Origin of the sequence: Flavonifractor sp. An10 (genome assembly GCF_002161215.1) — a bacterium.
In the GTDB taxonomy this organism is placed as follows: Bacteria; Bacillota; Clostridia; order Oscillospirales; family Oscillospiraceae; genus Flavonifractor; species Flavonifractor avistercoris.
Window position 1 is genome coordinate 48,726 of record NZ_NFMB01000001.1, and the last position, 22,766, is coordinate 71,491.

At 50.4% G+C, this 22,766-nt stretch carries 21 protein-coding genes and 1 pseudogene; 18 read left to right on the forward strand and 4 right to left on the reverse strand.

All coding sequences use genetic code 11. The annotated features are described in order from the left end of the window. The first annotated feature begins 3 nt into the window (after positions 1-3). The 18 genes and pseudogenes from B5E42_RS00255 (at position 4) to B5E42_RS00340 (ending at position 18,502) form a co-directional block, all read left to right on the forward strand. On the forward strand, positions 4-861 hold the full coding sequence (locus B5E42_RS00255) for a hypothetical protein (RefSeq protein ID WP_087235863.1): 858 nt from the start codon (positions 4-6) through the stop codon (positions 859-861). A gap of 125 nt (positions 862-986) precedes the next feature. Next, positions 987-2,597, forward strand: a complete 1,611-nt coding sequence (locus tag B5E42_RS00260; RefSeq protein ID WP_242966962.1) for an ATP-binding protein — start codon at positions 987-989, stop codon at positions 2,595-2,597. A gap of 1,145 nt (positions 2,598-3,742) precedes the next feature. Further along, a complete protein-coding gene (locus B5E42_RS00265; RefSeq protein ID WP_087235867.1) occupies positions 3,743-4,981 on the forward strand; it encodes an IS110 family transposase in 1,239 nt (412 codons plus the stop codon). Positions 4,982-5,067: 86 nt separating this feature from the next. Further along, a pseudogene (locus B5E42_RS00270) lies at positions 5,068-5,580 on the forward strand (transposase); the annotation flags it as partial. A 92-nt stretch (positions 5,581-5,672) separates the two neighbouring features. Then, positions 5,673-7,553, forward strand: coding sequence for a recombinase family protein (locus tag B5E42_RS00275; RefSeq protein WP_087235869.1), 1,881 nt, complete (start codon positions 5,673-5,675; stop codon positions 7,551-7,553). Between the two features lie 26 nt (positions 7,554-7,579). Beyond that, on the forward strand, positions 7,580-7,933 hold the full coding sequence (locus B5E42_RS00280; RefSeq protein ID WP_087235871.1) for a TnpV protein: 354 nt from the start codon (positions 7,580-7,582) through the stop codon (positions 7,931-7,933). 157 nt (positions 7,934-8,090) lie between these two features. Next, complete coding sequence (locus B5E42_RS00285) at positions 8,091-8,738, forward strand: TetR/AcrR family transcriptional regulator (protein WP_087235873.1); 648 nt, start codon at positions 8,091-8,093, stop codon at positions 8,736-8,738. 136 nt (positions 8,739-8,874) lie between these two features. Beyond that, positions 8,875-9,471 carry an MptD family putative ECF transporter S component gene (locus B5E42_RS00290; protein WP_087235875.1) on the forward strand — a complete coding sequence of 199 codons (597 nt, stop codon included), beginning with the start codon at positions 8,875-8,877 and terminating at the stop codon, positions 9,469-9,471. After that, positions 9,471-10,190, forward strand: coding sequence for an energy-coupling factor transporter transmembrane component T (locus tag B5E42_RS00295; RefSeq protein ID WP_087235877.1), 720 nt, complete (start codon positions 9,471-9,473; stop codon positions 10,188-10,190). The genes B5E42_RS00290 and B5E42_RS00295 overlap by 1 nt, the downstream gene beginning before the upstream one ends. 11 nt (positions 10,191-10,201) lie before the next feature. Next, on the forward strand, positions 10,202-11,686 hold the full coding sequence (locus tag B5E42_RS00300; protein ID WP_087235879.1) for an energy-coupling factor ABC transporter ATP-binding protein: 1,485 nt from the start codon (positions 10,202-10,204) through the stop codon (positions 11,684-11,686). Beyond that, positions 11,683-13,437 (forward strand): ABC transporter ATP-binding protein, encoded by a 1,755-nt coding sequence (locus B5E42_RS00305; RefSeq protein ID WP_087235881.1) that lies wholly within the window; start codon positions 11,683-11,685, stop codon positions 13,435-13,437. The genes B5E42_RS00300 and B5E42_RS00305 overlap by 4 nt, the downstream gene beginning before the upstream one ends. Before the next feature lie 3 nt (positions 13,438-13,440). Then, complete coding sequence (locus B5E42_RS00310; protein WP_087235883.1) at positions 13,441-15,171, forward strand: ABC transporter ATP-binding protein; 1,731 nt, start codon at positions 13,441-13,443, stop codon at positions 15,169-15,171. A 125-nt stretch (positions 15,172-15,296) separates the two neighbouring features. Then, a complete protein-coding gene (locus B5E42_RS00315) occupies positions 15,297-15,665 on the forward strand; it encodes a metal-dependent transcriptional regulator (protein WP_087236623.1) in 369 nt (122 codons plus the stop codon). A 752-nt stretch (positions 15,666-16,417) separates the two neighbouring features. Continuing rightward, complete coding sequence (locus B5E42_RS00320) at positions 16,418-16,831, forward strand: sigma-70 family RNA polymerase sigma factor (RefSeq protein WP_242962714.1); 414 nt, start codon at positions 16,418-16,420, stop codon at positions 16,829-16,831. Then, complete coding sequence (locus tag B5E42_RS00325) at positions 16,821-17,003, forward strand: helix-turn-helix domain-containing protein (RefSeq protein WP_006573903.1); 183 nt, start codon at positions 16,821-16,823, stop codon at positions 17,001-17,003. The genes B5E42_RS00320 and B5E42_RS00325 overlap by 11 nt, the downstream gene beginning before the upstream one ends. Positions 17,004-17,197: 194 nt before the next feature. Beyond that, positions 17,198-17,386 carry a hypothetical protein gene (locus B5E42_RS00330; RefSeq protein ID WP_087221920.1) on the forward strand — a complete coding sequence of 63 codons (189 nt, stop codon included), beginning with the start codon at positions 17,198-17,200 and terminating at the stop codon, positions 17,384-17,386. Positions 17,387-17,589: 203 nt separating this feature from the next. Then, positions 17,590-17,793, forward strand: coding sequence for an antitoxin VbhA family protein (locus B5E42_RS00335; RefSeq protein WP_006573901.1), 204 nt, complete (start codon positions 17,590-17,592; stop codon positions 17,791-17,793). Then, positions 17,786-18,502: a Fic family protein gene (locus tag B5E42_RS00340; RefSeq protein ID WP_087235887.1), complete on the forward strand. Its 717-nt coding sequence runs from the start codon at positions 17,786-17,788 to the stop codon at positions 18,500-18,502. Before B5E42_RS00335 ends, B5E42_RS00340 begins: the two co-directional genes overlap by 8 nt. A gap of 40 nt (positions 18,503-18,542) precedes the next feature. On the opposite strand, the gene B5E42_RS00345 is transcribed toward B5E42_RS00340, so the two are convergent. The 4 genes from B5E42_RS00345 to B5E42_RS00360 are packed head-to-tail and all read right to left on the reverse strand — an operon-like array spanning position 18,543 to position 22,739. Continuing rightward, entirely contained in the window at positions 18,543-18,977 is a 435-nt protein-coding gene (locus B5E42_RS00345; protein WP_087235889.1) for a winged helix-turn-helix domain-containing protein, read from the reverse strand. A gap of 18 nt (positions 18,978-18,995) precedes the next feature. After that, positions 18,996-19,706, reverse strand: coding sequence for a hypothetical protein (locus B5E42_RS00350; RefSeq protein ID WP_058963746.1), 711 nt, complete (start codon positions 19,704-19,706; stop codon positions 18,996-18,998). Further along, positions 19,699-21,882 (reverse strand): hypothetical protein, encoded by a 2,184-nt coding sequence (locus tag B5E42_RS00355; RefSeq protein WP_087235891.1) that lies wholly within the window; start codon positions 21,880-21,882, stop codon positions 19,699-19,701. The genes B5E42_RS00350 and B5E42_RS00355 overlap by 8 nt, the downstream gene beginning before the upstream one ends. Then, positions 21,879-22,739 (reverse strand): ATP-binding cassette domain-containing protein, encoded by an 861-nt coding sequence (locus tag B5E42_RS00360; protein ID WP_058963743.1) that lies wholly within the window; start codon positions 22,737-22,739, stop codon positions 21,879-21,881. The genes B5E42_RS00355 and B5E42_RS00360 overlap by 4 nt, the downstream gene beginning before the upstream one ends. Positions 22,740-22,766 lie beyond the last annotated feature (27 nt).

A 22,766-nucleotide genomic window follows, 5' to 3' on the forward strand; every position in this document is an offset into this window, starting at 1 on the left:
TGAATGCGACGCAACTTTGCACAGATATTGCAGGAGGCGAAAATTGATCCGAAACGGGAATATCAAAAACTCTATGGGATGCTGTTTGAACGCGACATTCCGGTTTCTAATTCGAATCGAATCTCCGCGTATGATGAATTGAGCGAATGCTTTCTCAACTTCTCTTTTCGGGGGACCTGCCTTTCCTTAGATGAGTTTAATGATTTGCATAATTTCAATTTTGAGAAGGACCCCGCCGATTTCAAGATTGATGATCTAATTTCTTTGTGTGAGTACATGGAGAATCTGCTTCTGGCTTATCAATGCATTCCTCTGAGTTTTCCCTATGGCTATGGGAATACTCGGCCGCAGCTGATCAATGTGCAATTCTATCTTCAGCAAATCGGCCAAGTGATGGAAAAGATGGGATATATGCATGCCACACAGGACGAGGTTACAATCTTTGTTGAGAAGTCTCCTGCCGCAGTTTCTGTTGCCGAAAGTGACCTGATTCCGGCGGATTTGTCTTATCGTCTAATTTCCTATAATCATTACGCTATGAAGGGACAGTTGGAAAAGAAAAAGAGCATTTTGGTACAACTTGCTTCTTTACTGGAACCCAAAAGAAAGGACTTGAAAAAGGCGGATAAGACATTGGAGAGAGATTTGTTCAGTATCTTTAATAATGTAAATATCCGGCATAACAATGTTGACCCTGCTGACCCCGCAAAATATAACGCCATTGTAGCGCAGATGACTCCGGAAGAAGTGGAGCACTGGTATGATGAGACTTACCAGATGTGCTTGCTGGCATTCCTTCAATTGGAACATTTCGAGAGGAAAGCGGAGTTGGATAAGTTAGAGGCTGAAATATCAGGATAGAGCGAAGATAATATGCTATAACAGAAAACACATATAAAATCTGCTGATTCACAGAGTTTATTTGCGCTCTGAGCTGATGAATCGTGTTAGAATTTGAAAATAGGATAACACGGGAGTGATTTCGATTGTACGAGTCAATGACTGTTGAAGAACTGCTGGAGGCCAAGGAAGGCGAGAATATCCAATTCAAAGAGGCAAAGAACCGCTTTGATTCTGGAGAAGCTACTAAGTGTTGTTGCGCCTTGGCAAACTGCGGTGGTGGAAAGTTGGTATTTGGAATCACCGATGCACGGCCGAGACAAGTGGTGGGAAGCAGAGCTTTCGAACAGCCAGAGCGCACTCGCAAGGGATTGATCGACAAGCTGAAAGTTATGGTAGACTTCCAGCTTTTTGAATATCAAGGCAAACGCGTTTTGGTATTTGATGTGGCCTCTCGCCCATTAGGCTTACCAGTGCAGGCGGATGGAATTGCCTGGTGGTATGAAGGTGATAGTCTGATTCCCATGCCAGAGGAAATACGGCGCAGGATCTATGCGGAGGCCGGATTTGATTTTTCAGGCAGCGTTTGCCCACTTGCGGTTCTGAGTGATTTGGATGAGACGGCAATTGAGGCATTTCGGGCACGGTGGGTAGACAAGAGCGGGAATCGGCGTATCATGAGTCTATCCACAGAACAACTGCTGCGGGATTGTGAGGCAATCACCGAAGAAGGGATCACCTATGCGGCCTTGGCACTGTTCGGGAAGAGAGAATCGCTGGGGAAGTACCTGCCCCAGGCAGAGATCATTTTTGAATATCGTTCATCGGATGCGTCAGGGCCGGCAAATCAGCGGGAAGAATTCCGGGTAGGATTTTTTGCCTGCTATAATCGCCTGTGGGAACTCATTAACTTGAGAAATGATAAGCAGCATTATCAGGAAGGATTCTTTGTCTATGACATCCCGACATTCAATGAGCGGGTAGTCCGGGAGGCGATTCTGAATGCTGTGAGCCACAGGAATTATCAAATGGGCGGAAGCGTCTTTATTCGTCAGTATCGGGATCGGCTTGTCATAGAGAGCCCTGGAGGATTTCCAAACGGAATCTCGGTAGATAACATCCTCGACCGTCAGTTGCCCCGCAATCGTCGGATTGCGGAGATACTTGCCCTTTGCGGTTTGGTCGAGCGATCCGGTCAAGGAATGAACCTCATTTATGAACTAAGCATCAAAGAAGCAAAACAGCTTCCGGACTTTTCAGGGACAGACGAGAATTTTGTTTGTATCACCTTGAACGGAGTTGTATTGGATACTAAAATGCTCTCATTAATCAATCAGATTGGCAACGAGCGCATGGAAACGCTTTCGACTGGAGACTTTTTGGTGATCAATGCGCTCTATCACGAGATGAGTGTTGCCGAGAATCTGCGTCCCTGCCTCAAGCATCTGACAGAACTTGGGATTGTAGAACATGTTGGGCGCAGCAAATATGTCTTAGCCAGAAGTTTGTATGCGGCTGCTGGAAAATCAGGGGTTCATACGCGCGTAGTGGGTTTGGATCGGGAAACGAATAAGGAACTGCTATTAAAGCATATTCGTGCAAACGGTGACAAAGGGACCCCATTTAAGGAACTGCAACAGGTATTGCCGGGGCATAGCCGGAATCAGATTCAGGTGCTGATGCGTGAACTTCATAAAGAGAATAAGGTGTATTGCGAAGGGAAGACGAAGGCCGGTAGATGGTTTGCAAAGACTTGACAACAATTAAGTAGCAAATGATTGCGACTTAATTGCGACCGAATTGCGACTACTTTGGGAATTCACCAAGGTGAGCACTTGGGTGATAATAAACTAAACAACCCACAAAGAACTTTAAACATACTCTCAAGTTATTTATCAATTAAACATTCAAAAAAGTGCAGAGAAAAGGCTAATGGATATAATATGTGAAACAAATTTTTCAAATTTTTCTCGAGAACTCTCAACTTTTTGAAGGTAGTATCGTGTATATTGATTTGCTTCTAACTTGAATGAATTTTGAAACCAAATTTTTGATGCAAAAGTGGGCATAGCGCAGTCGAGTGATGAGGATCAAGATGTTTTCTATAGCGCTTATCATTGTTAACACCATCGCAAAAGCAGTTTCATGGTGAATCGCAGAAAAAGTTGGACGGTGTATTACGGCAACGGCCCCAAAAACATGATTTGACCACATTTGTGCAAACTGCCAGATCGCCAAACCTACTGCCCAACGGTTTGACCACACAACCCGCCACAGACAGTTGCGGAACAGGCGGAAACCTTGCGTTCAAAGAGTGGCGGAATGCAAGCGGATTGGAGCGGATAGGGCCATAAAGCACAAAAATAGTTAGAAAAAAGTTCCGGTGGCGCTTGGTAAGGATGAGGTCGGCGGTTCAAATCCGCCCAGCAGCTCCAAAAATCCTCGAAAACTTCGGTTTTCGGGGATTTTTTGCTGCAAATAGTTGTTTTGCGGTGTGGGTCAAAAAATCTGGTCAGGTAGAATAAATTTCGCAAAAATAAAAAGAGACATGGTTTGCAGATCTCTGGTAGAATGAAGTCGCGACACACCATTCGAAAGGAGACAGCAAACCATGTCCGAGAAAATTGTACAGCTAAACGAAGAAGTTATCAACGCCTCATGAAATGCCATCACAGCTGAGAATGAAAATATAGTCTGTGCGTTAACCGAAGGATTTGCTAAACTGAATACAGCAGGCGTAGTCCGGTTGCACCTTGGTGGATTTTCACCCCGTTTGTTCAACGTGGACGAGTTGCCCAAGAGAACAGCAGTATGTTGCGTCACATAAGTGAAGAGCACGAGTAGCAAAGTTCGGATACCCACCCGGGCAATTCCCAGCCTGCATAATTCAGGGAGGGATTTGATGCAAGACATATTGACCTGCGCCATGGGACTGGATATTCATCGTGACGTTATTGTTGCCTGTCTTGCCAAAGGTGAACTGGGCACCGATCCGGAAATCGAGATTCGCTCCTTCAGCACACTTATCCCGGAAATGCGGAAACTGCGGGATTGGGTGTTGGAAGCAGAGTGCCGCTATGTCGCTATGGAGAGCACCGGGATCTACTGGCAGCCTATTTACGAAATGCTGGAGCCATGTTTTGATGGGCAGATCAGCATTCTGGTCGTGAATGCCCGCCACATGAAGAATGTGCCTGGGCGCAAAACGGATATGCGGGACGCGCAATGGATCGCCACATTGCTCCGTGCCGGATTACTAAAGGGAAGTTTTATCCCAGATAAGACCTTCCGGGAACTGCGGCATCTGACCCGGTATCGTAAGAGCATCGTTCGCGACATTACCGCCCAAAAGAATCGCATCGATAAATTTCTGCAAAGCTCCGGTTTCCGCTTCACAGCGTTTCTGTCGGACGCATTTGGCGCTTCCGGGCGAAACATCATCCGTCATCTCATGGAATACGGAAATATTTCGCGGGAAGCTCTGGATCGGTGTCTGAAAACACAGACCCGGAAACGTATCGACGAAATACTGATTGCCTTGAACGGTTCGCTCTCGGAGCACCAGCGCGGCTTTCTTCGCATGATATTTGGGCACTTGGAAGCACTTGAACAGCACCGGCATACTGTGGAGGACGCTATTACGAAAGAGATCATAAAGCACGAAGAGGCATTGAGCCTCCTGTGCTCCATACCGGGTATTGATGTAACTGCGGCAGCAGCCATTATCGCGGAGATTGGTACCGATATGAGTGCCTTTCCGGATTCCCAGCATATATGCTCCTGGGCCGGTTTGAGTCCCGGTAACAACGAGAGTGCCGGAAAACGCAAGAGTGCTCACATTAACAAAGGTAATCCGTATCTGAAGAGTATGCTCTGTGAGGTGGGATGGGTCATCTCCGGAAAACGAAGCTTGTACCTCTCCGGTTGGTACTGGAGGATAAAACAGCGGAAGGGCGCTAAACGTGCAACGATTGCTTTGGCTCGCAAACTGCTGGCGCTGATTTACACGATGTTGAAGACAGGTTCTCCATACAACGAAGACTGTTTTGAGATCCGCAGAAAACAAAGTGAGCGCAAACGGGCCAGCCGTATGGTGAACGAACTGCAAAAGCTGGGGTACTTTGTGGTGGCACCAGGCTGATTCCCACTGTACCATACTTCGGCCGGCGACAGGTTTTGGCCTGCCGCTTTTTGTGCTGCGATGGTTTTTCATGAGGCGTTGAAAGCCTGTTTGTCAAGGTTCACGCCCTCGCTACTTATTTTCGTAGCAAGGGGCAGCTCAAGGAACTTGTACGCGGAAGTGTAGAGGAAACCCTCAACGAGCTGCTGGAGGCTGAGGCAGAGAAATTGACTCAAGCAGCCCGGTACGAGCGTAATGAGCAGCGCCAGGGCTACCGCAGCGGCCACTACAACCGCAACCTCACCACCACTTCCGGGGATGTCACCCTCAAGGTGCCTAAGCTGAAAGGGATCTCCTTTGAAACGGCTATCATTGAGCGGTATCGCCGCCGGGAAAGCAGCGTGGAAGAGGCTCTCATTGAGATGTACCTGGCCGGCGTATCCGTCCGGCGCGTGGAGGACATCACCGAGGCCCTCTGGGGCAGCAAGGTCTCACCCTCCACCATCAGTGAGCTGAACAAGAAAGCGTATGTCCACATTGAGGATTGGCGGAACCGCCCTCTGCAGGGCGGACGCTATCCGTATGTCTATGTGGATGGGATCTACCTGCGCCGTAACTGGAGATGTATGCTCTAAGTGACTTCTTAATCATGGTTTTTGTCATGGTTAGTGAAGCAGTCACTTAGAGTATTTTCATTTCAGGAGGTACAGCCATGAGAAACGAGAAAATCACCCCACTGTATGAGCGGTTGAGCCGCGATGATGAATTACAGGGCGAGAGCAACTCCATAAGCCATCAAAAGCAGATGTTAGAGGAGTTTGCCCGCAGGAATGGGCTGCCAAACCCTACCCACTTCACCGATGACGGCGTATCGGGAACCCGCTTTGACCGTCCCGGCTTTCTGGCGATGATGGAGGAAGTCGAGGCCGGACGGGTGGAGGCCATTGTTATCAAAGACATGAGCCGCCTGGGGCGTGACTATCTGAAAGTCGGCCAGGTCATGGAGATTTTGCGGCAGCGCGGCGTCCGGCTGATCGCCATCAACGACGGCGTGGACAGTCTGAAAGGTGACGATGATTTTACCCCGTTCCGCAATATCATGAACGAGTTTTATGCCCGCGACACCAGCCGAAAAATCCGCTCCGTGTTCAAGTCCAAAGGCATGAGCGGCAAGCACCTGACCGGCACCGTCATTTACGGCTATTTGTGGGACGAAAAGCGGGAACACTGGCTTGTGGACGAAGAAGCCGCCGAAGTGGTACGCCGCATCTTTTCCCTGACAATGGAGGGCTACGGCCCCTATCAGATTTCCAAGCTGCTGTCTGAGGCAAAGGTTGAAATCCCCGCTGTCCATCTGGCACGCTTTCACGAAGGCGTAAACAGGTCAAAGCCGGTCAAAGACCCCTACGGCTGGGGATCGTCCACCATTGTGAATATTCTGAAAAAGCGGGAATACCTGGGCCACACCATTAATTTCAAGACCCGCAAGCACTTCAAGGATAAGAAAAGCCACTATGTTGACGAAAGCGAGTGGACGATTTTCGAGAACACCCATGAGGCCATCATCGACCAGGAAACCTTTGACAATGTGCAGCGCATCCGGGCAAATGTCCGGCGTTACCCGGACGGCTGGGGCGAGGCCCATCCTCTGACCGGCCTGATGTACTGTGCCGACTGCGGCGGCAAGATGTATGTCCATCGCGTCAATAACGGCAAGCGTGACCCACAGTTTACTTGCAGCCAGTACAGTAAGTACCCTATCGGCTCCCTTTGCCCCACACAGCACCGCATCCGGGCCGAGGCCGTCCTGACCCTGATAACCGATATGCTCCGGGCCATCGCGGAGTATTCTAAAAATGACCGGGCCGAGTTTATCCGCACCGTCCAGGAAACGCAGGCCGCCCAGCAGACCGCCGATATATCCAAGAAGCGGAAACGGCTGGCCGCCGCCCAAAAGCGGGCTGGGGAACTGGAAAAGCTGATTTGCAAAATCTATGAGGACAATGCCCTGGGCAAACTGCCGGACGCCCGGTATGAGGCGCTGGACGCACAGTACGCCAAAGAGCAGGACGCCCTCAATGCGGAAATCGCTGAACTGGAAAAGGCCGTTACCGGCTATGAGCAGAGCCGGAAATCTGCGGAGAAGTTTATTGCCCTGATTGACAAGTACGAGAATTTTGACACGCTGACAAATACCATGCTCAACGAGTTTGTAGAGAAAATCCTTGTCCATGAACGCGCCCGCAAAGGCAGCCAGGACACCACACAGGAGGTTGAAATCTACTTCAACTTTGTGGGCCGGTATATCCCGCCCGCCTTGCAGCCGGTTCCCCTGACCCCGGAGGAGCAGGAAGAACTGCGGAAGAAGGAGGAACGCAAGGACAGGCTTCACCAGAACTATTTACGCCGCAAAGCAAACGGCAAGCAGAAGGAATGGGAAGAACGCTACAACGCCAAGCGCAAGGCAAAAATGGAGGCGGCAAAGGCAGCTATCCGGGCCGAGGACATGGAGAAGGGCATTTTTACCACCGTCAGCCAGTTACCCAGGCAGGAGCCGCGCAAGGCCACCGTATCGGCCAGTGCCGCAGTTTGACCATCACAGTGCAAAGGAGAATGAACATGAGCGAATTGACTTACACCCGCTGCGGAGATTACTACATCCCCGACTTGAAGCTGTCCGAGCAGCCGGAGGCCCCCATCGGCAAGTATGGCCGTATGCGGCAACGCTACCTGAAGGAACACCGACCCAGCCTTTACAGCAGCTTGATTTTGAGCGAAAAGCTGTACCTGCACCTGTTGGAGATTGACCGGGCGGCGCGGGAGCGCATGGATGCCATGCTGCCCCGTATGATGGAGGCGGCGGGCGTCACTGAGGAACTGAAAGTCCGTGATCCCATGCGCTGGGTGGGGCTGATGAACACGCTGAAAGCGCAGGCGGAGGAAATTGTTTTAGATGAGTTAATTATGGCTTAACAGCATCGAACAGGCGGATTTTTTCCGCCTGTTACATTGTTTTCCGTTAGCATTAACAACCAAACATAGAAAGACCATCTTGACTATCTGATCTTTCTATGCTATATTTAGACCATCGGTTTAGACCGGTGGACTAAAACATGAAGGAGGTGAGCCTATGGCCAAGATGATTGAAGGCGTAACGGAGAATATTCTCAAGTGTGCCAAAGAAGAATTTCTTGCCAATGGATACGAGAACGCTTCTTTGCGTAATATTGCCGAAAAAGCAGGCACAACGAAAAGCTCCTTGCTCTATCGGTATTCGGACAAGGAGGCGTTATACCACAGTATTGTCCAGCCTGTTGCTGATGGCTTTTGCGAGTTGTTACAAAAAACGCTGGCCGGGTTTGAGGCTTTAGAGCCGGAAGAACAAAAAGCACAAATCAATAGCTACTCCAATGGCAAATTTTCAAAGCTGATGGATTTTGTTTTCGCCCATCTTGATGAATTCAAAATCATGCTTCTCAGCGGCGAAACAAATTGCTATCAGGAGTTTATGCACAGAGTGGTTGCGATTGATATACAGACCACTTTGCAATACATTGAAAAGACTGGAAACGATGCGATTTCTTCTGGCCGGTTGACAATGGAATTGGCCCACCTGCTATCGAGCGCTTTTTATACGGGCCTTTTTGAAACCGTTATCCATGATATGACCAAAGAAGATGCTAAAAAGCACATACAAAGTATGAGCTGGTTCTTCAATGCCGGATGGAAAACGATTTTTGAAGGCGGGAAAGTGGGTGATGTCATGTGGCCGGATTAAAGCCGCCCGAATGATCTGCGTATAGGCGCTTTCACACAATCTTACAGCCGATGGTTTGATATGAAAATATTCAAAGCGTCGGCTACATTTTGACAGATAGGTTAGCAGTAACTAACAAACAAAGGAGGATATTTTTATGGAAAACAATGTGCAAACCTCAAAAATTGGCGTGCGCGATCTTGTAAATGTCGCAATCTTCACGGTCATTTATTTTGTGATCTTCTATGTGTGTGCAATGACCGGCTTTGTTCCGGTGATGGCTGTTTTTTATCCTGTGCTGACAGCGATCATTGCAGGCATACCCTGCATCCTTTTCTACACGAAGGTAAAATCCTTCGGCCTCGTGACAATCATGGGTGTGCTTCTGGGCCTTATCTTTTTCCTGATGGGATATGGATACTACGCTCTGATTACCGGCATTGTCTTTGGCTTGCTGGCAGATGTCATTATGAAGGCTGGAAAATATAAAAGCTGGAAAGCGATGCTGGCAGGCTATGCAGTTTTCAGTGTTTGGCAGGTCGGGACACAGCTTCCCATGTTTATCATGGGCGATGCTTATGTTGAAATGTACCGTGCCAGCCAGGGGGATGCCTTTGCAGATGGCCTCGCAGCCTTAGTGCAGGGCTATATGGTTCCAGTTGTCATTCTTGCAACTGCTGTCGGCGGTGTCATCGGCGCTTTGATTGGCCGCGCTGTCCTGAATAAGCATTTCAAACGGGCGGGAATTGCATAATGAGTGGGAAGGTATCAACGAATACGCAGCAAGCCGTTATCAATCTTGACCCAAGGACAAAACTATATACCTTAATGGTGTTCAGTCTTGTCATGGTTCCATCGTCTGAAAGCGAACTTGATACCATTTTGAAAATCGTGTTTGCAGGGCTGGCTTTCCTGATGTTGATAAACATCAGGAGGCCCGGCCTTGCCGCGGTTTATGCGGTGGCCTATTGTGCCGCTTATGGGGCAAATGGGCTACTGGCGTACATATCTGGAATGAGCCTTTTAGGTATTATCATTCGCTTGTTAGTCGAGGTGGTGCTTCGTATGATGCCCACCCTGTTTATCGCCATGAGTTTTTTACAGACAACAAAAGTCAGCGAGTTTGTGGCGGCGATGGAAAAAATGCACATTACCAGAAAAATCACAATTCCCTTCGCTGTGATATTTCGCTTCTTTCCTACGGTGGCGGACGAGTACCACAGTATTCAGGATGCAATGAAAATGCGCGGTATTGGAATTAGTAAAGGGCCGATTGCCATGTTGGAATACAGGCTCGTACCGCTGATTGCTTCTGTTGTGCAAATTGGTGACGAACTATCCGCTGCCGCCGTTGCACGCGGCCTCGGCGTGGATACGGAAAGAAGTAATTACTGCAAAATAAAGATCAAAGGGTTGGACATCCTTTTGATGGTTCTGTTAACCGCTGCGCTTATTCTCTATTACTTGTTTTAAGGAGGGGCACGATGATCGAACTGAAAAATGTGTCCTTCCGCTATAAGGACAGCGAACAGGACAATTCTCTTACGAATGTAAATCTATCTATTCACGATGGAGAAGTTGTCCTTATATGTGGAGGATCAGGGTGCGGAAAAACAACAATCACACGGCTATTGAATGGCCTTATTCCCAGCTTTTATGAGGGGCAGCTCACTGGTGAAGTCCTGCTTAATGGAGAAAACATCTCGAAGCAGCCGATCCATAAGGTAGCCCGCAAGGTTGGCTCTGTTTTTCAAAACCCGCGCACACAATTTTTTAATATTGACTCTACCAGTGAACTGATTTTTCGATGTGAAAATCTGGCTGTACCTGTTGAGCAAATCAGCCAGTATTTAGAAAACGCAATCAATGAATTTGGAATTGGAGAACTTGTTGGGCGAAATCTATTCCATCTGTCTGGCGGTGAAAAGCAAAAGATAGCCTGTGCCTCAGTTTCCATTCCCATGCCGGACATTTTTGTTTTGGATGAACCCACTTCTAATTTGGACTGGCGCTCAATCTGGATGCTGAAAGATATTATCATGCGATGGAAAGCCCAGGGAAAGACCGTTATTGTTGCTGAACATCGGCTTAGTTATTTGAAGGGTGTGGCAGATCGGGTTGTTTATATGAACGATGGAGAAATCAAAGAAGATATGCCCGCTGATACATTCTGGAGCCTGTCAGCAGATGAAATCAAACGCCGTGGGCTACGATCCATATCGCCAGTGTCTTTTGGCTCCAATGCCAGAACACCGCATAGTTCGGACTGCTATTCTGTGAAAGATTTATCGTTTCATTACAAGGATGGCGTTGGGATTGAAATACCGGCCTTATCTATTCCGAAAGGTGCGATTGTTGGAATTATCGGGGAAAATGGAGCTGGAAAAACGACTTTTGCCCGTTGCCTGTGCGGGCTTGAGAAACGGGCAAGAGGTTTATTCTCGTTCGGAAGTAGAACATACAGCAACCGGCAGCGGCTGAAAATATGCTATCTGGTTATGCAGGATGTCAATCATCAGCTTTTTACAGAAAGCGTTGAAGATGAAATTTCCATAAGCGTGGAACATACGGACGATGCTCAGCGTGAAAAAATAGTTGATGAGATCCTGCATGATATGGATTTAATTGCATTAAAAAGTATCCATCCCCTTTCGTTATCTGGCGGACAAAAACAGCGCGTGGCGATTGGAAGTGCCATTGCATCAAAAAAAGAAATTATGGTTTTTGATGAACCGACAAGCGGTTTGGACTATCGGCATATGTTGGAGGTTTCAAATTGCCTCAAGAAATTAAGCGCCATAGGGAAAACATCGCTGATTATTACCCATGACCCGGAATTGATTGCAGAATGCTGTGACTATTTCATTTTTATTGAGGATGGGACTGTGAAATGGTATGGGCCGTTTGATACACAGAACGGACAGCGTGTTCAACAATTTTTCGGTTCTGAGGAAGGAGGGGCTTTATGAAGCAGAAAGAAGATAATCCAATAAAAACTCTTTTTGAGTTTTCCGGCGATGCCAAGGGAAAGATGTCGCTGTCTGTAATTTTGACAGTTCTGTCAGAGTTATTTGGTATGCTCCCCTATTTGACCGCCGCCATGCTTGCCAACGAAGTTTTCGCAGGTACAGCAACGATACATAGTACACTGATTTGGGCCGGAATTGCCGCAGCAGGTATCATCCTCAAAACTCTGCTCGGTATTGTTGCATCCAGCCGCAGCCATAAGATTGCATTTACCATTTTGTGCAATATTCGGTGTGCGATTGCAGAAAAAATGCGAAAGGTTCCAATGGGTGTCATGCTGGAAACGCCATCCGGCGTATATAAAAATCTCATCGTAGATAATGTTGCAAAATTAGAAGATGCGATAGCGCATTTTATCCCCGAAATCCCTTCAAATATCGCAGCTCCGGCAGCCTGCATTGTTTTGTTGTTTGCGTTGGACTGGCGCATGGGATTGGCGTCACTCATTACAATTCCTCTTTGCATCCCTTTTATTTTCGGGATGCTTCGCGGATATGGTGAGAAAATGGAAACCTATCTGCGTAGCGGAAACGAAATGAACGCAGCGCTGGTTGAATATGTTGGAGGCATCCAGGTCATAAAAGCCTTTAGCCGTACAGGAGCATCTTTTGGCAAGTTTTCTAATTCAGTGAACTTTTTCCATGACAGTACGCTTGATTGGTGGCGGCAATGCTGGTTTTGGATGGCTGCGGTAAAAGCAATTCTTCCATCGACAATGCTGGGAAGTCTGCCCATTGGTGCATACCTCTATATGAACCAGCAGATTTCACTTCCGATCCTTGTTGCGTGCATTATCATCCCCATTGGTGCGATTGCGCCTTTGATGAAGCTGGCAAGTGCCGGTGAAATGCTGACAACGATTACCGCCAATCTGAAGCCCGTCAAAGATTTCCTCGCAACGCCGGAACAAAAACGGCCGGATGCGAAAGTTGAATTTGACGGAAGTGCATATTCTTTTGAGAATGTTTCGTTTTCCTATAACGATACCAAAGAAGTGCTTCATGGCATATCTTTCCAGACAAAACCAGGAACTATGACCGCTATCGTTGGGGCTTCCGGCTCTGGCAAATCAACGATTGCAAAGCTGATGGCTGGATTTTGGGATGCGACTTCCGGTATCGTTCGTTATGGTGGAAAGGACATAAAAGACATTCCATTCGATCAGCTGATGCAGGAAATCAGCTATGTGGCGCAGGATAACTTTTTGTTTAATAAGTCTATTCGAGAGAATATTCGCATGGGAAACCCACAAGCGTCTGATCAGGAAGTAGAGGCTGCGGCCAAAGCCGCAAACTGCCATGACTTTATTATGAAATTGCCGCAAGGGTATGATACCTTTGCCGGTGATGCGGGAGATCGGCTTTCAGGGGGCGAACGCCAGCGCATTACGATTGCAAGGGCTATGCTGAAACAGTCAAACCTTATCATTTTGGACGAGGCAACTGCCTACGCTGATCCCGAAAGCGAGGCTCAAATCCAAGAGGCTGTTGGGCGTCTTGTTCACGGCAAAACTCTTGTGGTTGTCGCCCACAGGCTTTCTACTATTCAAAATGCGGAGCAAATTCTTGTCGTTGATAAGGGAAATATTATTGCCAGAGGAACACAGAAAGAATTACTGGAACAGTGTCCACTGTATCATCGAATGTGGCAGCAGTATGTCGGAGCATCAAATCTGGAAAAGAAGGAGGGATAGGCAATGGTTGCTATGATTAAAAGAATACTCAATCTGGCGGGAAAGCATAAATCAAAAATCTTGCTGGGCATCCTCTTTAATTTCCTGAAAAGCGTATGTATGGCAATGGTTTTATGGGCGGTTTATATTGTTGCCTCTGATCTGGACAGCCTGACAATGGATGTAATCTGGAAAGCTTTTGCTGTCTTGTGTATCAGTGTGCTGGGCCGTTTCTTTTTTCAGTGGCTTATGGATATTTCCATGAGTGCTAAAGGCTTTGATATATTCCGTGATTACAGACTTCATGTCGGCTCCCTCATGCGAAAAGCACCTATGGGATATTTTTCTGAGCAGCGTTTGGGAAGTATTCAGAATGTACTTACAACGACAGTAACGGAGTTGGAACAATATTCCATGATGGCGGTCACTGATCTGACCAGCGGAGCGTTGATGGCGCTGGTAATGATCGTTTTCTTTCTATTTTCCGTTCCTGTTTTTGCAGTAATCACCCTTGCAGGTTCCATTGTCGGCATCTTAATTCTTCATGCTATTGGACAAGTTGCAAGGGAACACGCGCCGAAAGTATTGGCGGCGCAAGAAGATATGACGACTCAGGCGTTGGAATATATCCGGGGAATTGCGGTGCTTCGTGCCTTTTCCCAAGCGGATGGTAGCGAAAATGCCGTTTATGCCTCTTTTCGCAAAAAGAAAGAAGCTGATCTTGCACAGGAACACGCTTCTATGGCTTTGATGAAATGGTACTCTGCTGTTTACAAGATAACCGGCAGTGTTTTGATGTTAGCCGCCGTTCTTTTGTATCTGGCGGGAAGTTTATCGTTGCCGTGGTGCCTCATGGTGATTGTCAGCGCCTTTATCATTTTTTCCGAAATGGAGCAGATGGGAAATGGTGCGTTTCTTTCCCGTGTCGTCACCGCTGGCTTAAACCGCCTTGAAGAAGTTACTAACATCCCGCAGATGGACACAACATCAAATAAACTTGTCCCGAAACGGTTTGATATTGAGCTTCGGGATGTATCTTTCGGATATGAAAAGTCCCGAAAAATAATCGACCATGTTTCTCTGCTTATCCCACAGGGAACTACCTGCGCGATTGTGGGGCCATCTGGATCAGGTAAAACAACCCTTTGCAACCTGATTGCCCGCTTTTGGGATGTTCAAGAAGGTCAGGTTCTTGTGGACGGGCAGGATGTAAAAAATTACACTGCTGATAGCCTTATGCAATATATCAGCATGGTCTTTCAAAGCGTCTACCTTTTCAATGATACCATTGAGAATAATATTCGCTTTGGCAATCCTGATGCAAGCCATGAGCAAATCGTGGAGGCAGCAAAAAAGGCTCAATGCCATGACTTTATCGTATCTTTGCCCGAAGGATATAACACAAAGGTGGGTGAAGGTGGCTCTACTTTGTCTGGCGGTGAAAAGCAGCGTATTTCCATAGCGAGAGCCATTTTGAAAGATGCTCCAATCATTATCCTGGATGAAGCAACATCCAGCGTTGACCCGGAGAATGAACATGAACTGTTGGCAGCGATTGAACAGCTTACAAAGGGAAAAACACTGATTTCCATTGCACATCGCTTATCAACAGTAAAAAATGCCGATCAGATTGTCGTTATATCGGATGGCAAAGTGGCGCAAAAAGGAACGCACGCAGAACTGATTTCTCAAGATGGAATTTATAGTCGTTTTTGGAAACAGCGTGAACTGGCAAGTGGCTGGAAACTAAAGTGATTTCTTTTGCATAAACATCAGAACCTATTATTCTTGAAAGGGGGCGTGCCAAGGTGTTTTCTTTGATTATTCGTGAAGCATGGGAAGAATTGCAACAAAAACAGGCAAAGGAGCGCAAAGAGTTTATGAAGCCCGTAATAACTCCGTCCGGGGAGGACTACCTGGAAACCATCCTTGTTCTCCAAAAGAAACTCGGTATGGTACGCTCCGTAGATGTGGCCCGGCACATGGGATTCACCAAACCGAGCATCACCCATGCCATTACAACGCTGCAGGCCGGCGGATTTGTTGAACGGGATGAGGACGGCTTCATTCGTCTGACCGATGTGGGCCGCGAGGTGGCTGAGCGAACCTATGAGAAACACTGCTTTTTTACGGAAATGCTCATAGAAGCCGGCGTGGATCAGGAGACAGCAGAGGCCGACGCCTGCCGGATGGAGCACGCCATCAGCGAGGACAGCTTTCAGCACTTGAAGGTCAAGCATCAGGGATAAATCTTGTTTAGAAGGAGCGGGCAGAGAAAACAGATCTTTGCCCGCCCTTTTTCTCTGTGTTGAAGCTGCAAGATTTTGATGAAAATAACCGCCTGATGGGAAAAATTGTCGTTCAGTCAAAATCCAGCGATCTTTGACATTTACACTTAATATGGCGTTTTGAAACCATAAACAGATAGAAAGAACGGGAGGGATGTCTATGAGACGGAGAAATCAAAACAGCAGAGGTAATTTCAAGTTACAACAGGCGGTCTTATTCCAGAGAGAATGAGGCCGCCTTTTCTTATATATTCCGACAAAAAGCAACAAAGTTTTTGGAACAACACTGCACCTAAGATGATTGGCAGGTCCGCCGCCTGCTGGTAGCAGCGGCGGGCTCGTGTGCAAAGTATGGTCCAGATGGCAGGGAGCCAGAAGTGCATGATGGAAAGATGGATCATGCACATAAAGAGGTTCGTCCATCTGCTTACATTTCGACACACAGCTTACTTTACAATACGGTTCTTCCGCCGCCCTTTTCACGGGAGTAGGCGGGAACATCGCAAATCGAGCGATAAGCCTCCTCCTGCGGGCGCCGGAAGTCATGACGGACTTCTTTATGTGTATCACTCGGCCGGCAGCTCACCTTTGCGGTGTGCGGCCGGCCGCGTTTCTTTATATGGCAAGGCAAGACGCCCGTTAGTTCGGTGTCGGTCTCCGCCAAAGGTTCAAGAATTCCCTTAAAATTCTTGAACTATTTGGAGGATAAGGCCATGTGGCAACGAAATAATGGACGAGCAGAGGAAGAACTGCAAATCAAGTTTACAGGTTACTTAATCCAGGCAGTCAGACGAACCCAGCGGGATTATCTGAAGGCCCTTTATGCGTACAGCAATCAGGAGACCTTGACGGATACGATCTTTGCCGTGAGCCAGACGCTGGAGCAGGAAGTGATGGAGCGGCTGCCCCTCTGGGAGAAAATTGAGAGCGGTGCGCTCCTGTATGCCTTGAAACAGCTGGACGAGCGGGAACGGTATGTGTTCCTTGCCCGTGTGCTGGACAAGCGCCCATTCGATGTGATCGGCGTGCAGCTGGGATTGTCGTATAAGGGCGCGGCTGCGGTGTATTACCGGGCCATTCGGAAGTTGAAGAAGAGCATCGAGGGGGTGAACGGATATGACATTTGAACAGATGCTGCGGCGAGCCAAGGACGGTGACCATGAGGCCATCACAAGCATTTTACTCATGTACCGGCCCCTGCTGCTCAAGTATGCCGTGATCAACGGCAGACTGGACGAGGATCTGTACCAGGAGCTGTGCATCACGCTGATGCGGGCGATTGACCTGTTCCGGATTTAAGTCTATGAGAAAGGCCCTGAGATCGCTGTCTCAGGGTCTTTCCCGTGGGCTTAAAAATTGACTTGCCGCCCGGGAACACCTTGCGCTGCAAGCTGTTCCCGTTCAGCAAGTTTACAATTCATCTATTCCCAAAGGTAGCCGGTCATAGTATAATGAAGCCAACGACAAAGCTCAATTTAGGGGGATATAGCAATATGAAAAACAATAGATACTTAACTATTGGCTTATTAACAGGATTTATTGTCGGTGGTTGCATGGGTGTATTGGGATGGGCGTTTCTGCAAAATCTTTTTGCTATTCCTATTTGTGCGGGTATTGGAATGTTGATTGGAATTGTTATAGGTACATTGATTGATTATGGAAAAAATCATCAAGAGAAATAGCAAAAAAGCGTTATGCTTTTATACTCATCGAGCCACTCTGATCCAAACTTTCAAAATTGAGTACCAACCGTCCACCGGCGGCACCACCGAGCAGGAAACCATTGAGACCCGCTGCTAATTCAGCAAGATTTGCATTAGCCTGGCCTATTGGAAACAGGCCTGTTCTGTGTTATACTAAAATCAATGAAGGGGGTGAAGGCGCGATGAGTCCATTGGAAAAGAAACGGATTGCAGCGGTCAAGACGGCCGACGCGATCAACGCCATTGAGGGCGCGCCGATTTCCAGCTATGCACGGTCGCTGTCTGCCAGCTGGGCCCGCGGTGAGCTGACGGGCGAACAGATGAAGCAGGCTTTGCTGGCACATCATCGCCGGATCGCGGAGCAGGAGCGCCAGAGCCGTGTCTGACCCGTACCTGTATGAAGATGTGCCTGTCTTGAAAAACAAGCTGGGCATCAAAAATGAGCAAACACTGGATCGCATCGAGGCTGAGCAATCCAGAGCCAATATGATGCTGTTATACGAACAGGGCTTTCAGGACTTTTCTCCAAATGGCCTGCGGGAGATCCATCGGACCCTATTTGGCGACATTTACGAATGGGCCGGCCAGTACCGCATCATCAATATCGAGAAGCGGGAGAAGCTGCTGGCAGGCCGAAGCGTTTGGTACAGCAACGACGACAGGATAGAGGAAGATCTCGACGAGGCTTTTCGGCGGCTGGGAAATACTCGCTGGGATGGTATCAGCCGGGAACAATTTGTTCATCAGCTTACCAGCCTCTTTCCGCCAATCTGGCAGGTGCATCCTTTCCGGGAGGGCAATACCCGAACGGTTATAATGATGATGACATTTTTTGTGGAGCATCATGGATACTTTATGGATCAGGAGCTGATGGCTGCCAGTGCCGGCTATGTCCGCGATTCCTTTGTGATGGCCTCTCTGGATCAGTTTTCAGAATTTGAGCATTTGGAGCGCATTTTGCTGGACGCTGTTTGTGATGAGCCGATTGATTACAGTGCGGAAAGCCTGGAGGAGCCTGCCGAAGTACCGGAAAAATATCGCAAATACCAGAAGGAGCCCTATGTGCCGGAGCCGCATTACCGGCGTGAGGAATAGAAGAAGCGCACAGCGGAAGAAGATCCGTTGTGCGCTTGTCTTATTTTGGTGAGGTGTCTGGGGCGACGAATTTGTAGCCGTGGCCCCGAACGGTTTCGATGATACCAGCCCCCAGCTTGCGGCGGAGCTTGTAGACCATGCTGGAGATACCCGTCCAGCTGGCATCGTAGGAGTCCGCGGCGACGGCTTCATAGATCTGGCGGGCAGTGAACACCTGCCCTGGCCGGCGGGCCAGCAGAAGCAGAATATCAAACTCCATCGGCGTCAGCTCCACCGCCTGGCCGGACTTCCATACCAGCCTGCGATGCGGGTCGATTTGCAACGAGCCAAAGAGCAGCAGTGCGTCTGCGGAGGCGGCCACTGTGGACAAGTCTGCGACTGAAGCAAAGGCCGATATTGCTTTGCTAAAAAGGGCTTCTTCATCGTCCCTAAACGATAGAATTATAAACTTCCCAAGCAGCTCACCTCCAGTCATTCAAACTTCGCCCGCTTATTATCTTTTGGATCGTGCGGGGCGAACCATCAACAGGACGATGCCCGCGGCCAACAGTATGCACTGAACGATCAGAACTGCGGCCGGCATAAAGAAGGCGGGGTCCAAAGTACCAAGTGCTAGAGGGTACCTGCTGAAAAAATGTCCGTTCCAGATTCCCAGGGCGTCGGGCAACGGCAAGGCCATACACAGGAAGGGTACCGCCATCCACACATACACCAGCCAGGGCCGGATCTGCCCCAGTAGCCAGCCGCTCCCCAGTGCGAACACAAGGGCGGGCAGAAGGGTCGCCAGAGCCGGGAGCAGAAGACTCCCCCAGCCGTACCAGTGGAACATACGGCCGTAGAACACCGCCGCCTCGCCCATGCACAGCAGACTCAGCAACACGCCCCCCGTCAGGGCCGCGGCGCACCGGACCAAAGCATATTGCCTGGACGGCATCGGCGTAGCGTCCATGAGAACCGCCGCCCGCCGGGCCTTGGGCGAGGTATAAAAGGTCAGAAAGAACAGCATCCCGATCCACAGCAAAGGCAGCATGCGGGAGAGATAATCCCCAAAGCTCCAGGGGGAGAAGGGGGCGGTGTGGGATACCCCCAGGATGGTCACGGCATGGAGCACCAGCGCCCCGTAGAGAAGCAGCACAACCGCCAGCCCGATAAAAAACTTGTTCCACAGCAGCCTGCGGCATTCATATCGAAAAATCTTACGCAAGGTTCAAATCCTCCTCCGTTAGCCCGCAGGCATCCAAAAATTCCTGGTAGGTCAGATAGGGATACATGGGGTCCAGCTCCCGGTTGAACAGGTCATGGAGGATCTGATCCATGGCCTCCTCGCCGTCCACCAACTGCTCCGCTTTCCAAATTTTCAGGGGCATCTCATTGTACTGCCGAACCTGAGACAGACTGTTGGAGATGGCAAGCTGCACCTGCTCCGGCAGCATCTCCAGATATTCAGGATTGCGCACATAGAAGTTCAGGTAGTAGTCATCTACCGCTTTCTGCCACTGATCCACATAATGCTCCTGGGCATAGTCCTCGCCGTATAGTTCCTTGACGATACGGTAGGTGGTGTAGACGGTCAGGCCCTCGGCGGACCAGGGGCTGGTGGGCTCGGAGGTATCAAACATATTGCCCAGGCCCCACCACTGATGGACCAGCTCGTGGATCATGACCTCACCGGCGCCGCCGCCCTTTTCGGCGTTCCCCAGGTTGGCGGCGGTAAAGTCCGCCTCATCCAGCAGGCTGGCCCCGGTGGTGGCGTAGCCGCCGCCGGCCACCCGGCTCTGGATGAGCTTCAGGGTCTCCCCGGTTCCGAAGGAGAGGGAGCCATAATGCTCGGTGCAGTAGTCAACTACTTCCTTCACCGCGTCCACGGCTTCGGCAGCCTCCATGACAGCCTGATGCTTGCGGCCGTAGTAGAACTCAATGGTCATGCCGCCGGCCTCGATGTCCTCCCGGATATAGTCCCCGGCGTAGAGAATGCCGCCGGCGCCGTTGTGTTCATACCGCCATGTTCTGGTGCCGTCCTCGTGCTCCGCGACGACCTCCGCCTCGCTGGAGCCGAAGGGGATCGCCAGCATATTTTCCGGCAGAGTGATCTCAATTTCAGCGGGATAGCCGGCATCACCGGGCATGACATTCATCACACGGGGCGAGAGGGCCGAGTTCTCCAGGCAGAGGTATTCGTCACTCAGCTCCTTGCCCCCCTGCATGGTGGGCAGGCTCTCTTGGGGGAAGCCGCTGTACTCCATGGTCAGCTCCACTTCTTCCTCTGCGGGAATGGTGACTTCCAGCAGAGCCTCGTTATACTCCTGGTAGTCGCTTACCGTGAAGGGAACATCAGCGCCGTTGGCTTTCACATTGGAGATGGCGTAGCCAGGGTTGATGCCGAAGGAGATGCTCTGCTCCTGGCCGGAGGTGTTCCGGAACTGGTAGGAGGCCCGGCCCGTCACGGTGCCGGCATCGGTGTCCGGAAACACCTGGGCGGTGCGGCGGACAAAGGTGACGCCCTCTGCATAGGGGATCTCATAGAAGGACATCACCGTTAAATCCGGGTTGCTGTGGTCGATAAAGGGCTGGGCGGCATAGGCGGCGCCGGAACAGATCAGCAGCGCCAGGGCGATCACCGGGCGGTAGAACCGCCGGGCGCTCCGGGCCAGGGAGCCGAACACGCCCTTCCCATATTGCCGGATGCAGAGATAGGAGATTGTCCAGACCCCGGCCAGTGCAAGGAGCCAGGTGAAACGCATCCAGGCCACCGACCGGAACACACGGAGGTTGGAGAAATCATCGGACAAAGCCCACACGCAGGGGTTGAGCCAGCATAACTGCCATTCCGCTGCCCACACCGTCAGGCTCAGGGCGCAGAAGGCGATAAACAGGACGATGGACAGATCCGCCCGCCGGGTGAACTGGTAGGCTGCGGCCGCCGCCAGGATGCCCAGGGGCAGCGCCAGCCCCATAAACAGCAGATAGGCCAGCACATAGTTTGCGCCGGTGAACACGGCGCCGATCAGCCCCGCGCTGATGGGCAGCCAGACCAGCATCGTGAGGCCCACTGTCAGCACCGCGGCCGTCAGCAGGGCCAGCAGTCGGGTCAGGGCTGTGGTCAGAGGGGACACCACCGCGTCGGTGAGAATGTCCACCCGGCTGCGGCAGGCCCGGTCCAGCTCAAAGATGGTCAGCAGGCCGAAGAGGATGGCGCCGGCCACACCGCCGGCAATCGCGGGGTTTGCCAGATACATGGAGAGCATGGTGGTGGATGTGGCGGGCTTGTAGAGTACCAGCCCCAGCACCGGGGAGAGGACCGCCAAAGCCATCATCAGCCAGGTCAGGCGGCTTTGCAGCAGCCGCTTCAGTTCCAGGGGAAAGAGCCGCATTGTCTTCATTGTACCGCCTCCCTGGAGATCAGATAGAGGTAAGCATCCTCCAAAGAGGGCTCCTCCGCCTGGGCATAGGGCGGCAGCTTGTCCGCCACGGCCCGGCAGCGGATGCCCTGACTGGTGTTCACCCGGGCGGTGATGTGCAGCCCCTGCTCCAGCGTCTCATCCTTCTCCCAAAAGATGCCCACATGGCCGGCAGCCGACTGGATCAACTGCTCCGGCGTGCCGGTGAACAGGATGGTCCCGTGGTGGATGACCACGATCTGGTCGCACACCGACTGCACATCCTCGATGATGTGGGTAGAGAGAAGCACCAGATGCTCCTCGGCTGTGCGGGAGAACAGGTTGCGGAAGTGGATGCGCTCCTCCGGGTCCAGTCCCACGGTGGGCTCGTCAAAGATCAGGAAGGGGGGATTCCCCAATAGGGCCTGGGCGATGCCTACCCGCTGGCGCTGGCCGCCGGAGAGGGTGCGGATCTTGGATTTTGCCTTTTCTTCCAGATTGACCGCCTGGATTGTCTTTTGGATCGCGGCCTTGGGATTCGCAATCCCCTTGAGTGCGGCCATGTAGTCTAAAAACTGGGTGACCGTCAATTCATCGAACAAACCGAAGTCCTGGGGGAGATAGCCGAGGCTGGCTTTCAGATGGCTCTCGACCTTGGCCAGCGGCACCCCGTTCAGCAGGATGTTCCCTCCGGTGGGCTGCAGGGCCGCCACCAGCAGCTTCATCAGGGTGGATTTGCCCGCCCCGTTGGGGCCCAGCAGCCCGATGAGGCTGGGGGATTTTAACTCCAGGTTCAGCCCCTTTAAGGCCTGCTTCCCACTGGGGTAGGTCATACTGACATTTTGAATCTTGATTTCCATATTGTTGGATTCCTTTCTGCTTGGGAT

Bases quoted from the DNA above. Each gene is read 5' to 3' on its own strand.
- B5E42_RS00255 (WP_087235863.1), top strand. From the start codon at position 4: ATGCGACGCAACTTTGCACAGATATTGCAGGAGGCGAAAATTGATCCG.
- B5E42_RS00265 (WP_087235867.1), top strand. From the start codon at position 3,743: ATGCAAGACATATTGACCTGCGCCATGGGACTGGATATTCATCGTGAC.
- B5E42_RS00275 (WP_087235869.1), top strand. From the start codon at position 5,673: ATGAGAAACGAGAAAATCACCCCACTGTATGAGCGGTTGAGCCGCGAT.
- B5E42_RS00280 (WP_087235871.1), top strand. From the start codon at position 7,580: ATGAGCGAATTGACTTACACCCGCTGCGGAGATTACTACATCCCCGAC.
- B5E42_RS00285 (WP_087235873.1), top strand. From the start codon at position 8,091: ATGGCCAAGATGATTGAAGGCGTAACGGAGAATATTCTCAAGTGTGCC.
- B5E42_RS00290 (WP_087235875.1), top strand. From the start codon at position 8,875: ATGGAAAACAATGTGCAAACCTCAAAAATTGGCGTGCGCGATCTTGTA.
- B5E42_RS00295 (WP_087235877.1), top strand. From the start codon at position 9,471: ATGAGTGGGAAGGTATCAACGAATACGCAGCAAGCCGTTATCAATCTT.
- B5E42_RS00300 (WP_087235879.1), top strand. From the start codon at position 10,202: ATGATCGAACTGAAAAATGTGTCCTTCCGCTATAAGGACAGCGAACAG.
- B5E42_RS00305 (WP_087235881.1), top strand. From the start codon at position 11,683: ATGAAGCAGAAAGAAGATAATCCAATAAAAACTCTTTTTGAGTTTTCC.
- B5E42_RS00310 (WP_087235883.1), top strand. From the start codon at position 13,441: ATGGTTGCTATGATTAAAAGAATACTCAATCTGGCGGGAAAGCATAAA.
- B5E42_RS00315 (WP_087236623.1), top strand. From the start codon at position 15,297: ATGAAGCCCGTAATAACTCCGTCCGGGGAGGACTACCTGGAAACCATC.
- B5E42_RS00320 (WP_242962714.1), top strand. From the start codon at position 16,418: ATGTGGCAACGAAATAATGGACGAGCAGAGGAAGAACTGCAAATCAAG.
- B5E42_RS00325 (WP_006573903.1), top strand. From the start codon at position 16,821: ATGACATTTGAACAGATGCTGCGGCGAGCCAAGGACGGTGACCATGAG.
- B5E42_RS00330 (WP_087221920.1), top strand. From the start codon at position 17,198: ATGAAAAACAATAGATACTTAACTATTGGCTTATTAACAGGATTTATT.
- B5E42_RS00335 (WP_006573901.1), top strand. From the start codon at position 17,590: ATGAGTCCATTGGAAAAGAAACGGATTGCAGCGGTCAAGACGGCCGAC.
- B5E42_RS00345 (WP_087235889.1), bottom strand. From the start codon at position 18,977: ATGACTGGAGGTGAGCTGCTTGGGAAGTTTATAATTCTATCGTTTAGG.
- B5E42_RS00355 (WP_087235891.1), bottom strand. From the start codon at position 21,882: ATGAAGACAATGCGGCTCTTTCCCCTGGAACTGAAGCGGCTGCTGCAA.
- B5E42_RS00360 (WP_058963743.1), bottom strand. From the start codon at position 22,739: ATGGAAATCAAGATTCAAAATGTCAGTATGACCTACCCCAGTGGGAAG.